At 64.7% G+C, this 11,807-nt stretch carries 13 protein-coding genes; 4 read left to right on the top strand and 9 right to left on the bottom strand.

What is annotated here, in order from left to right:
- A partial coding sequence (locus GSQ76_RS08930) for an ABC transporter substrate-binding protein (protein WP_254070319.1) occupies positions 1-689 on the top strand: 689 nt, incomplete at its 5' end.
- On the opposite strand, the gene GSQ76_RS08925 is transcribed toward GSQ76_RS08930, so the two are convergent.
- Complete coding sequence (locus tag GSQ76_RS08925) at positions 686-1,525, bottom strand: alpha/beta fold hydrolase (protein WP_158743563.1); 840 nt, start codon at positions 1,523-1,525, stop codon at positions 686-688. The two genes, GSQ76_RS08930 and GSQ76_RS08925, sit on opposite strands and share 4 nt — an antisense overlap.
- Positions 1,522-2,436: a serine hydrolase gene (locus GSQ76_RS08920; protein WP_158743562.1), complete on the bottom strand. Its 915-nt coding sequence runs from the start codon at positions 2,434-2,436 to the stop codon at positions 1,522-1,524. The genes GSQ76_RS08925 and GSQ76_RS08920 overlap by 4 nt, the downstream gene beginning before the upstream one ends.
- 91 nt (positions 2,437-2,527) lie before the next feature.
- On the opposite strand from GSQ76_RS08920, the gene GSQ76_RS08915 reads away from it, so the two are divergent.
- The gene (locus GSQ76_RS08915) at positions 2,528-2,824 is read left to right on the top strand and encodes a hypothetical protein (protein WP_158743561.1); all 297 of its coding nucleotides are present in this window, start codon (positions 2,528-2,530) and stop codon (positions 2,822-2,824) included.
- On the opposite strand, the gene GSQ76_RS08910 is transcribed toward GSQ76_RS08915, so the two are convergent.
- Positions 2,821-3,135, bottom strand: coding sequence for a cupin domain-containing protein (locus tag GSQ76_RS08910; protein ID WP_254070318.1), 315 nt, complete (start codon positions 3,133-3,135; stop codon positions 2,821-2,823). The genes GSQ76_RS08915 and GSQ76_RS08910 overlap by 4 nt on opposite strands.
- Before the next feature lie 67 nt (positions 3,136-3,202).
- On the opposite strand from GSQ76_RS08910, the gene pepT reads away from it, so the two are divergent.
- The gene (gene pepT, locus GSQ76_RS08905; RefSeq protein WP_158743559.1) at positions 3,203-4,450 is read left to right on the top strand and encodes a peptidase T; all 1,248 of its coding nucleotides are present in this window, start codon (positions 3,203-3,205) and stop codon (positions 4,448-4,450) included.
- Positions 4,451-4,515: 65 nt separating this feature from the next.
- Here the strand turns inward: pepT and GSQ76_RS08900 are convergent, their stop codons facing one another.
- Positions 4,516-4,914, bottom strand: coding sequence for an acyl-CoA thioesterase (locus GSQ76_RS08900; protein WP_158743558.1), 399 nt, complete (start codon positions 4,912-4,914; stop codon positions 4,516-4,518).
- 165 nt (positions 4,915-5,079) lie between these two features.
- Between GSQ76_RS08900 and ogt the strand changes: the two genes are divergently transcribed.
- On the top strand, positions 5,080-5,619 hold the full coding sequence (gene ogt, locus GSQ76_RS08895) for a methylated-DNA--[protein]-cysteine S-methyltransferase (protein WP_254070317.1): 540 nt from the start codon (positions 5,080-5,082) through the stop codon (positions 5,617-5,619).
- A gap of 7 nt (positions 5,620-5,626) precedes the next feature.
- Here ogt and GSQ76_RS08890 read toward each other — a convergent pair whose 3' ends face one another.
- From GSQ76_RS08890 to GSQ76_RS08870, 5 genes are read right to left on the bottom strand one after another with little or no spacing between them, the layout of a single operon-like run.
- Positions 5,627-6,766: a serine hydrolase gene (locus GSQ76_RS08890; protein ID WP_158743556.1), complete on the bottom strand. Its 1,140-nt coding sequence runs from the start codon at positions 6,764-6,766 to the stop codon at positions 5,627-5,629.
- A gap of 9 nt (positions 6,767-6,775) precedes the next feature.
- The gene (locus GSQ76_RS08885; protein WP_216850965.1) at positions 6,776-7,189 is read right to left on the bottom strand and encodes a PAAR-like domain-containing protein; all 414 of its coding nucleotides are present in this window, start codon (positions 7,187-7,189) and stop codon (positions 6,776-6,778) included.
- A gap of 9 nt (positions 7,190-7,198) precedes the next feature.
- Positions 7,199-7,744 (bottom strand): DUF3540 domain-containing protein, encoded by a 546-nt coding sequence (locus tag GSQ76_RS08880; protein WP_158743555.1) that lies wholly within the window; start codon positions 7,742-7,744, stop codon positions 7,199-7,201.
- Between the two features lie 18 nt (positions 7,745-7,762).
- On the bottom strand, positions 7,763-9,562 hold the full coding sequence (locus tag GSQ76_RS08875; RefSeq protein ID WP_158743554.1) for a pentapeptide repeat-containing protein: 1,800 nt from the start codon (positions 9,560-9,562) through the stop codon (positions 7,763-7,765).
- The gene (locus GSQ76_RS08870; protein WP_158743553.1) at positions 9,559-11,796 is read right to left on the bottom strand and encodes a DUF2169 domain-containing protein; all 2,238 of its coding nucleotides are present in this window, start codon (positions 11,794-11,796) and stop codon (positions 9,559-9,561) included. The genes GSQ76_RS08875 and GSQ76_RS08870 overlap by 4 nt, the downstream gene beginning before the upstream one ends.
- Positions 11,797-11,807: the final 11 nt, after the last annotated feature.

The following is an 11,807-nucleotide window of genomic DNA, read 5'->3' as shown; positions in this document are numbered from 1 at the left end:
TCGCAATGGCGATCGACCGTGCCGACCTCGCGGACAGCCTGTTCTTTGGCTTGATCGAACCCAGCTACGGCCCGCTCTCCGCCTCCACGCCAGGTTACTGGAAGGGCGCGGAGGATATGTACAAGCCGAGCGAAAAGGCCGCGATCGCGCTGTTGGAGGAAGCCGGTTGGAAGCCCGGCCCTGGCGGCATCCGGATGAAGGACGGCCAACCGCTGACCGCGTTTTACGGCGCGCCACCGCCGTTGGAGCCGGATACGGCGGTGGAGATCCAAGCGCGTCTGAAACGGGTCGGCTTTGACATCAAGGTCGAGACCATCACCTCGGCCCGCAACGTGTCGCTGGTGTTTGCCAATGAGAACGACATCCTACCGGTGCGTTGGATCCAGGCCGATCCGATGTGCCTGGAGAACCTGTTCCTCAGCAGCAACATCAGCACGCCGGGCCACTACAAGTTCAACTGGATGCATTTGGCCGATCCGAAGCTGGATGCATTGTTCGTCGCGGGCCGGGCGGAAACGGACCCGGCCAAGCGCAACGATATCTATGCCGAGGCCCAGAAGATCATCATGGACACAGCGCTGTGGTTCCCAGTGCACAACCAAGTGGAAACCATCGCCTACCGCACGGCGCACACAGGGTATCGCTTCGCCCGCGCCGGCTGGATCGTGATGATGTATGACGTCACCTAGGCTAGCTTGGCGAGAAACTCCTCGACCACCTGGTTGAAAACGACAGCGCGCTCGAAATAGGCGGAATGGCCGGCCTGGTCGATCCAGGCGGCCTGGACGTTTGGCGCCACGCGGGCAATCGCGGCGGCGGCCATGGGCGGCATCACGGTGTCTTCGGCATTGCCGATCATCAGGATGGGGCAGGGGACGCCGGCCAACTCCTCCGGCGCTCGCACGCGGGCGGCCATCATGCGGGCGCGTAATGCCTCCTTGTCCAACCCGGCGTTCATGTCGTCGATGTGCCGGTAGAGCAGGTGCATCGCCGGCTGCTCCTCCGCCATGCGGATACCGGCGGCGGGATGGATGAAGCGGCGCAGGATCTCGGTCCGCACTTGCCTGGCATGGTCGGTCCAGGCCGCAAGGGCCGGATGGTCCGACGCTGGCAGGCGCTTCGGGTCGATCGATCCCGTTGTGGCTGCCAGCACGACCCCCTTCAGCCCGGCGGGGCGCTGCAGGGCGTATTCCACCGCGGTCCATCCGCCCATGGATTGGGCCACGATGCGCAGGTCGGCCCCGACATCCAGATGGGCTGCCAAGGCCGCTAGGTCAGCCGCGAAATCCGCCGGGTCCGGGCCGCCGGCGACCGGTGAGGATGGATAGAACCCGCGATGGGCAATGGTGATGCAGGTGAAGCGGGGCGCAAAATGCGCCACCTGCTGCCACCAGGACAAATGATTGCCCCCCAGACCATGCGCGAAAACGATGGCCGGGCCGCTGCCCGTCACCTCGTAATACAGCGTGCAACCCGGCCGCTCCAATGTGCCGGTGCGGCGAGGGGGCAGGGCAGGGGCCGTCATTCGCCACGCCCTAGGCTGTCCCACAGGATTTGCCCCGTTTCCGCCATCGCGTCGTTCACCAGCGTGTTGCGGATGGCCAGCAGGCGGTAGTCGTCGAGCGGCAGGGGTGTGCGGTCGAAGGTGAAGAGTGCAAACGCAATGGTGTCGTCTGGGCCGCGCAACATCAGCCCGGCATCGTTGCGGATGCCCTTGAACGTGCCCGTCTTGTTGGCTGTGGCCCTCGCCGGCAGATAACGCGGCACCCGGTCCCGCAATTGCTGAGCTCCCAGGACCGCCAGCATATCGGTGCAAGCGGCCGCGCTGCCGGCCTCGTGCTGCACGATCAGCGCCATCAGCTTCGCCATGTCAGCAGCGGAAGCGGTGGTGTTCTCCGCCGTCATCGCGAAGGCCAGCGAGTCGTAGTCCATCGGTTTGGTCCGCATCGCCTCCTGCATGGCGGCGTAGTCGGGCAGGGGAGACAGCGGCAGGTGATACACATGGGCGAAAAGCTGGGGCAGGTTCAGCACGACGTGGATATCGTGCAGTCCCAACCGGTGCATCGTGGCGGTCACCTGCTCGGCACCCACCAGGTCCAGCAGCATCTCGGTGGCGGTGTTGTCGCTGATGATGGTCATCAGCATCACCAGGTCCCGAATGGTCGGCGCCAGGCCGGGCGCCAGCTTCTGCATCACGCCCGAGCCAACGGTGCGCTGCTCATCCGGCATGGGCATGCGATCGGACAGGCCGAACCGCCCCGCTTCTGCCTGTCGATAGACCTCAACCATCACCGGCACCTTGAACACGCTGGCGGTGGGCCACAGGATGCCGGGATTGATCGCGACGTTGGCGCCGGATTGCAGATGGGTCGCGGCGAACCCCACTTCGATGCCAAGGGGCGACAACACGGCCTCGATACGGGATTGAACGGTCACCATGGGTTCCTTGTCCGGTTGCCAGAGTATTGCCCGCAGCAGGGCCGGCCGCCAGTGTGGTAGCGCCACCGCCAAAGACGGAGCCATTACCATGCGACTGCACCTTCACACGGACACGGCCACACTCAGCGTCAGCGAGGTGGCCGATATGAAACGTCTGGACGCTGTGGCACATGGCGATGGCGACAAAGCAGCGGCTTTGGGCGCCCACGGCGCCGTGGATGGCGAGTATATGTGGATCGACATCGCCTGGCTGCGCGACGCGGCCGGCGCCGGCCAGGATGCTGCCTGGCCGCAGGGCTTTGACGGAATGGTCGCCTATGCCGCAGGCAAAGGCTGGACCAACCCGCTGGGCACCCAGCTTCGGGTGCATTTCTCCCCGGCCTAGCCCAAGTGGATCGCGAGCCAAACAGTTGGTTCGTTCGGTGCCGTCCACGTGACGCGATGGCGGCAATGTGCGGGGATCAGGAGGGTATCGCCCGAGCGCAGGGTGCGCTCGGCCTCACCCTCCAGCCATAAGCCGGCCGCACCGCGCAGCAGCAGCAGCCACTCGTCATGCGGCTGGTCGTAGGGTGCATCGACCGGCGTCGCCTGGCCGTGCGACACGATTCGCTCGACGCGAATGCCGGGTCGGGCCAGCAAGGTGGTGAATACCTCTGCCGCCGTGGCATCGGGCAGGTCGTCTAACAGATTGGTCACGCTGCCGCCCTGTCGGTTGCAAGCCCGAGCGTCTAAACCATCGACCAAAACTGACGGGAGACGGGACATGGCACTTTCCTCCGACGATGCGACGCTCGCGGACCAACTGGTCACCCGCTTCTTCCGCTATCTGGCCGTCACCAGCCAGAGCGACCCCCGCGCCTCGACGGTTCCCAGCACGCCGGGCCAATGGGACATGGCGCGACTGCTGCAGGCCGAACTCACCACGATCGGCCTGTCCGACATCCACCTGGACGAGCACGCAGTCCTGACGGCGCGCCTGCCCGGCACGGTCACCGGAGGCCCTCGCATCGGCTTCTGCGCCCATGTCGACACGGTGGATGTTGGATTGTCGCCACATATTCACCCCAGCCGCATGGTCTTCACGGGCGAGGATTTGTGCCTGAACCCGGCCCGCGACATCTGGCTGCGCGCAGCCGAGCACCCGGAGTTGCACCCCTACACCGGCCAGGAAGTGATCTTCGGCGACGGCACCAGCGTCTTGGGCTCCGACAACAAGGCGGCGGTAACGATCCTGATGGCGTTGCTGGACGTGCTGGCCCGTGACAAGCCGCCGCATGGCGACATCTTTGTCGCCTTCGTCCCCGATGAGGAAATCGGCCTGCGCGGGGCGAAGGTGATGGACCTGGCCCGCTTCCCGGTCGATTTCGCCTACACTATCGATGCCTGCGGCGTGGGGGAGTTCGTGTTCGAAACCTTCAACGCCGCCCAGGCCACCGTCGAAATCCATGGCGTGACGGCGCACCCGATGTCCGCCATCGGCGTGATGGTGAACCCAGTGTTGGTGGCGACGGATTTCATTGCCCGGTTCGACCCGCTGGACACGCCGGAGCATACGGAGGGCCGCAACGGCTATTGCTACGTGACGGGCATTACGGCCAATTCGGCCACCGCCACGATCGCCATGTCGCTGCGCGATTTCGACGAATCCGGCTTGGCCGCGCGTAAGCAAATGGTGCAGGCCGCGGTCGCCGCCACCCAGGCTGCCCATCCACGGGCCACCATCACCTGCCGTATCGAGGATTCCTATCGTAACATCGGCGCCAGCCTAGGCAATGACCGCCGCTGCCTGGATCTGCTGGAACGCGGCTTTGCCGACCTTGGGATCAAGCCGAAGATCTTCCCGATGCGCGGGGGGACCGATGGATCGGCACTGTCGGCGCGCGGGATTCCGACGCCGAACTATTTCACCGGTGGGCTAAACTTCCACTCCCGCTTCGAGTGCCTGCCGGTGTCATCCTTCGTGTTGGCGTATCAGTTGACCGTCCGGCTTTGCACCCTGGCGGCTGGCTGACGGTAGGGGGGATGTCGCTGCGGCGGCGCCGATCACGAGCGCGCCTCGCGTTTGTTCGGCCATCGTCATGCCGGTGGAACGGGCCTCGGTTGGCGATGGTCATCAATGGCCACGAAGGTGAATACGGCTTGGGTCACTTTCGCCGTCTCCTCCCCCTCACGCACGCGACGCCAGGCTTCCACGGCAATGCGCAGGCTGGTGCGGCCGACCTTCAGGACCTCCGCATACAGGCTGACCTCGTCGCCGACGAAGACCGGGGATAGGAAGGTCATCGCTTCCACAGCCACCGTGGCACAGCGGCCGCGGGCGCGGCGGGCGGCGGCGTTGCCGGCTGCCAGGTCCATTTGCGCCATCAGCCAGCCGCCGAAGATGTCGCCGGCGGGGTTGGTGTCGGCTGGCATGGCGATGGTGCGGATGGTCGGCGCACCCGGCGGTGGTCCCGCTTGCGTCGGCGGGACACTCATGCGGGGCGGCTTCGGTTCATGCAGGTGTTCGAGATTGACATTGGCACTCCCTGCCACAGAGTTGCTGCGGCAGGCAGCAAAAACTACGCCAGTCTGCCGACGCTGACAGCCAAGCCGTTGCGCGCCTTAGCGTCCTCTAGGCTGTCCCCTGCTGGAGTGACCCGCGTGCCCGTCCATGTCTTCGTCCGAGAACAGCAAGAAACGCCTACTGGCCTGGTTCACATCATCACCGATGACCAGGACCGGCTCAGGGCGGTGGAGTGGGACGACCACGGCCGGCGCATGCAGACCCTGCTGCGGCGGCATTATGGGGCCGCAGGCATCGAGTTTCGGGCCGCCACGGCGCCGTCCGCCGCCCGCATCGCTCTGCAGGCGTATTTCGCCGGCGACATCCATGCCCTGGCCCAACTGCCGACCGAAACCAACGGCACGGCGTTCCAGCGCCTGGTCTGGCAGGCTCTGTGCGAGATCCCGGCCGGCGAAACGCTGAGCTATAGCGGTTTGGCGGCCAAAATCGGTCGCCCCTCCGCCACCCGGGCGGTGGGGCTGGCCAATGGATCCAACCCCATACCCATTGTCGTACCCTGCCACCGGGTCATTGGCGCGGATGGATCGCTCACTGGGTTCGGCGGCGGAATGGAGCGCAAACGCTGGCTACTGGCACATGAGGGGCGCGGCCTGCCCGTGCAGGGCGAATTGCTTTGAGGGCAGGCTACACCAGCGCGTTGACCGCCGCCCGAAACGCCAGCCGCTCGGCCGAGAAGTCTGTTGCGTAGGCGGTATCGTGCGGCGGTTGCGGCCAACATGACAGCGTCGCGATAACCAGCCCACGCGCTCGATTGATGTAGAGCGACTGGCCCGAAAACCCGACCGCGACCATCGCGCCGTCCTTGTCCAGCCACCAACTGTAGCCATAGCCGGACGCGCGATACGAGTTCTGCGCCGGGTCCAGGGCGAAACTGGTGCGGTTCGCATCTTCCGTCCAACTGGACGGTAGTACGCCCGCGCCACCACCAAGCATGAACAGCCCGAAACGGCCAAAATCCCGTAGCGCCATGCCGGCGCGGCTGCCCCCGATCTCCTGCCCACCCTCGGACTCCAGCGTGTAGAACCCGTCGTATTCCATGCCGAACCCGGCCCAGATTTTTTGCGTCATGTAAGCTGCCAGCGTCGTCCCCGTCGCGGCGCTCACCAGGCAGCCGAGCACGTAGGTGTCGCCGGTGTTGTAGTTGAAGCGTTCGCCCGGCGGCGCCGCCCGGCGCAACGACTTCATCAGCGTCAACACGCCGCCGGGCACCTTGTCGCCGAGGGATTTGCTGTAGAGGTTCACGTCCGACCCGCGAGCGGCATAGTTTTCCGTCCACTGCACGCCGGACGACATGGTCAGCAGATGGCGGATCGACACATCGTCATAGGCCGAACCGCGCAGGGCGGTGACGTAGGAGGAGACCTGGTCGTCCAGGCTGCCGATCGCGCCATCCTGTATGGCAGCGCCCACCAGGGTCGACGTCATCGACTTCACCATCGACATCGACGACCACCGCGTCGCCTCATCCAGCCCCAGCGCATAGCGTTCCAGCCGGATCGCACCGTCCTTCAGCACCAGCAGCCCGGCAACGTTGGTGCGGGTCATGTAGCGCTCCACCGATCGCGTCTGCCCGTCGAGGCCGTAGGTGGGAGCGATCTCCGGTCCCCGCAGCAGTGCCACGCAGGTGGGGCCGCGATGTATGGTGCGGGTGGCGAACATCTTGTCGACGTTGCGATAGGCAAAGGGCTGCATCGTCGGGGGCAGCAGCAGAAACTCCTCACCGGCTGGATAGTGGGTTCGCGGTTCGGCAATCATCTCGGTCATGGCTCGGCTCTACGGTGACACCGTCACGATAGGCTGGCTGGGAACGGTTTGGGAGCCCGGGATGTTCCCGCTGGCATTGCCGTTATGCGCTGTCATGCTGCCCTGGTACACCGCTGGATTGCCCTCGATACTCACTACGACGCTGCCGACCTTGAACTCGCATGGTCCAATATTCACGCCGGACACGACGCCCCCCGCCACACCCGGCTCGTCCCCGCTGGACAGGGTGATCACGGTCTGAGTCGTGGCGGCCGGTTTGTTAACGATGAACACCTTCTTGGCACAGGTACCCGGATTGGCCATGGCGAGTTGCGCGATGTTTGGGTAGGGCATGGGTTGCGGGCCGCCCGGCGTGGGGGTTTTGCAAACATCGGGGCCGCTGGCGTTGCACATGCCCGTGCCCATTGTCGAAGCGAACGGCATTGGTGGCTCCTAACCCAGATGAATATGCTCGCCATTGATCTTCACGTCCGCCGCGGCGGTGGCGTGCACGCGGCCGGCCAGCAAAGACCAGGTGTCCCGCACTCTCGTGCGCAGCGATCCGGTATCGACCTCCAGGCTTTCACCCACCACGCGGCGCACCGTCCGGAACCGCTCCCGTAGCCGATCCGCCATCACGGTGAGGCGCTTCGCCTCAATCTGCACCTCCTCCGCCCGGGTGCTGACCGTGGCTGCGTCCAGCGTTATGGCGCCGTGCGGGGCCTGCAACCGAAGATCACCGGGCGCGCGGATCGTCATTGGTCCGGTGGCATGTAGAACCCCGATGACGTAGGCGACATCTGCGGTTTCGATCACCAGCACTGTGTCTCCGATCGCGGGCACGTACAGCCCGGCGACCGCCAGGGTTGCCAGCACTCGCGTGCCATCGGCTTCGATTTCGATCTCTGGTGCCAATACGGCGGTCACGCGCGCCGGGCCCAGCCGTCGGAGCGTCGCGCCGAGCGAGGGCGGCATGAGGTGATAGGCAGCGTCGGGCAAGATTGATCTCCCTTTATCTTAATCCGGCGGTTGCCATTGTTCGGCAAACAGCCGATCGCGGTCCGTGCGTTTAATCCCAGTTTGGCCCACGCTGGACCATTGGCTGATGTCACCGATGGCACCGTGAAAATTCGCGCCCGCCAGATCGACTTCCGCCAGGCGCGAGTTGGTGAGCCGGGCATGCGACAGATCCGCCCGGTGCAATTGCGACCGAACCCAGATGCAGCCCGTCAAGTCCGCGCCCTCGAACACCACATCCTGCGCCCTTACCTGGTCTAGCACTAACCCGGCGGCGGCGGCCTTGCCAAAGAACGAACCTAGGGCATCTAGGCCGGTGAAACGGCAGCCTTGCAGCACCGCATCGGCAAAATTGGCGTGATGCATCGACCCCCCGTGTATACTGGCGCCCGTGAGTGCCGCGCCGGAGAAGCTGACGCCATTCAGCACACAATCCTGGAACTGCGTGCCTGTCATATGCGCGCCGGCAAAATGGCTGTCGGTGAAGTCCACGCCCTGCAGCACCGCGCCTTCCAGCATGGCGTCGGCCAGGAAGCAAAGGCGTATGACCGCCCTGGTAAAGATCACGCTGCGGAGATCCGCCGGGTCGAAATCCACCCGGTGCATACGCGCATCGGCAAATCGCGTGCCCTCCAGCTCCGTGGTATGGATGTCACAATGTCTTAGCGCTGCGCCGTCAAAAGCTGCCTGCCGTAGATTACTGCGTTCGAACGCAACGGTGTGGAGCTGCGAGCTAGTGAAGGATGCACCTGTTAGATCGCACCCAAGAAACTCCACCTGCGTTAGTGAAAGGTTTGCGAAAGATGCACCGCGCAAATCGCATGCCGTGAAACGCGCGCCGGTCAAGTCACGCCTAGTGAAATCGAAACCAGCGAAATTCGCCCTCTCGAACCGAACAGTGGTGAGGGAGGTCGCGGCAAGGTGGGCCGGGTCGAAAATGGCGCGGCCGAGATCGACACCATCCAGCACCGCGTCCACGAACACGGCGTCGGTCAGCGTCGTTTCCGATAGATCGGCTTCGGTTAAATCAGCCCCGGTGAAATTAGCCCGCTCGGCGAGGACGCGGGCCAAGTTGGCGTCGCGTAGGATCGCATTGGTCAGCGTCGCGTCGGTCAGGATTGCCTTGCCCAATCCCGCGCCAGCCAAATCGGCGCCGGCCAGCAACGCCCCGGTCAGATCGACTTCGCTGAGGCGAGCATCGACCAATAGCCGGCTGGAAAGATCGATGCCGGCCAGGTTGGAATGACTCAGATCCAAGCCGGTGCAATCATGCGGCATCATTGCGATATCGCGAAAATCACAGAATACAAACCAAGCCTTGCTCACCACGGCGCCATCCAGATTGCACCCGGCAAAGCTCGTTTGCGTACACAATGCGCCGTCAAGTCTAGATTGCTGGAAACTCGACCCAACGCAGGTAGTCTGCGACAGCGTGGCGTTGCTAAGGGTGACGCCGGTCAAGTCGCATTGCGCCAGAGTGCATTGCGAGAATGCTGCGTCCGTCAGGATGGCGTCGACAAGGTTAACCTCCACCAGCCGGCACTCGACAAATTTGGTCTCGCGCGCGGTGGCGGCGTTCAACCGCACCCGGTCCAACGTGCAGCGCAGCAGCGTCGCGCCATCCAGCCGTGCAGCGCCCAGCTCGCATTGCGTGAAATTGCAGTCGACAATCGTAACGCCAGACAGGTCGATGTCGGATAGATCGACCGCATCAAGAGCGACCAAATGGATTGCCGCACGGCTTTGCAGTAAGCTGCGAAAAATAGCCTCGGTCACTAGAACGGGCAGCGGCCCGGTCATGAGGTGAGCGGCGTCGGCGCGAGCAACGTGCCGGTGAGATAGCAGCCATCGTAGCGCAGCCGTGTACAATCCGCGTTATAAAGCCCTGCATTATACAGATTGGAACCCGACAAATCCGCGTCGGTAAGGTCGGTCCATTCCAGCGACGCCCGCACCATTTTGGCGCGGGTGAGGTGAGCGCCCCGCAGGCTGGCCTCGTCGAACTTGGAATCCTCTAGCCACGCTCGGTCGAACTTGGCGCCATCCAGGGACGCCTCGGCAAAGATCGCCCAGTTGAGCACCGCCCGCGACAGATCGGCGCCGTCCAGCCTGGCGCGCTGCCATATCGATCGCGGCGCATGCGCACGGGTCAGCACCGCGTTGCGCAGGTCTGTCCCCGCCGCCCGCAGATTGACCATGTCCGCATCGATGAACGACGCGCGGATCGCAGTTGCGCCGCCCAGATCGGCCTCGGTGAGCGTCGCGTCGTCGAAAATTGCGTCCGACAGAAGCGCGTCCGAGAAATTGGCGCCCGGGAGATAGGTGCCGGCAAAAGATGCGCCTGTAAGATCGGCGCAAGCGAAATCGGCGCGGCTGCCTTGCGCGCCGTCGAACCGTGCACCGGCTGCGTGCATGCCGGATAGATTGGCGCCTGCCATATCGGCCGCGGCAAAGCTGGCGCCGGTTGCGGTCATTCCGGTCAGTGATACGCTCGTTAGGTTGGCGGCGTGAAAGTCGACATCGGTGGCATCGGCCATGGATAAGTTGGCGCTGCCCAGATTGGCGCCCCGTAGCGAACTACCCACGAGAGTCGCGCTGGACAAATCCGCCCCCGACAAAACGGCTCCGTCGAGCACCAGGGCGGACAGGTCCAGCCCGGCCAAGGTGGCGTTGGACATTGCCTCTCCGGCTGCGTGGGCGGCAATGACGCGCTCGCGCGTCCAACGCTGCGTCGGGCCTGGGATGTTCGCCTGTGCGTCCTGCCACGCTGCCTCCAATTCCTCCGCTTTGTCGGCGTCGTGCTCCCGTACTGATGCGATCGTGGTTTCCATGGCGCTGGTCGGTGCTGCTGCCGGGCCACCATGCTCCTTGGTTTGTTCGTCTGCCTCCCGCGCTGCAGTCGTGATCATGGCGTCGGCGCGGGCGAGCATCCTGCGTCGCTCCGCCGCGTCCGCCGCTTGCCGCCGCTGCTGCTCCGCCTCCCGCGAGTCACGTGTCTCTGCCATGTCCACAGCGTGCTCCTCCGGCGTGGGGTAAACCTCACGCCGCGTACGCTCGAAGGCGTCGCGACAAGTTTCCGCCGTCAACGGGGCGGCGAAGTCCTCGGCCGTGGTGAATAGGAATGCCAGGTCGCGCAGGCGAGGGGTGCGCACGGGGATGGCCCCGCGCCAGGTCAGTTCCGTATATCCCGCCTCCATATCGACGGCGATCGTGTCCAGCCGCAGGTTGATCTCACCAAACTCGCCATCAACCCCGGCAATGAAGGCGCGTGCCCGTCGGCCTGGCAGGGCGATGTCCAGGCGAGGCTGGTCGGGGTGCATGTTGTAGACGCTGATCTGCTCATCGCCGCGAAACCAGCCGGAGAATTGCTGGTCCTGCGGCGCCTGGTTCCAGTGGCGCAGGTCGAAATCCGCCGGCATGCCGGGCCACTCGGTGGAAAGCCAGTCGGCGTTGAACGTGCCAAACCGGTCGCTGCGTGGCCGCCAGAAAGGGTCGATCGGTCCGAACCCGGCGGGCTCAGGTCGGGCCGTTGGTTGGCTGATGAGGCGATCCAGCGCTTCGACATTCGGCAGCCGTATGCTGCGATCGCCATGGCCCATACCAAGACCGGTGGGGTTCCATTTATTGCCCAGGCCACCAAATGCGCGGTCGTAGGTGATGGGCATGGATTGAAACGGCAAGGGGCGGGTAGACGCCATGCCGGAGACCCCCATTTCCCAGATGCGGTCGCCGAATACGGCCAGTTCCTTCCGCCACGCCCCAATCGTTACGGCAACGCGCACCCCGCTCGCCAAGCCGCCGCCGGCAGGCCAAGCCCGGCCGCTCACCAGCAGATCGCCTGCAACCTTGTATGGTGCTGCGCGATACCCCGCGCTATGCTCGCTATCGACCCTCACCGGCGCTTCGTTCGAATGCGACACCAGCATCGAGCCGCAGACGACGAGTTGGCAAGTCCGGTGTGCGGCCGGCATGGTGCGAAAATACCAGGCAAGATCGGTGTGTGCGGGTTCATTGCCATGGTGCAGCAGACGCATGTTAGACGCCC

It is taken from the genome of Acidisphaera sp. L21 (assembly GCF_009765685.1).
Taxonomy (GTDB): Bacteria; Pseudomonadota; Alphaproteobacteria; order Acetobacterales; family Acetobacteraceae; genus LMUY01.
The sequence above is the reverse complement of the archived record's forward strand: the minus strand, read 5'-3'. Positions and strand labels throughout refer to the sequence as shown.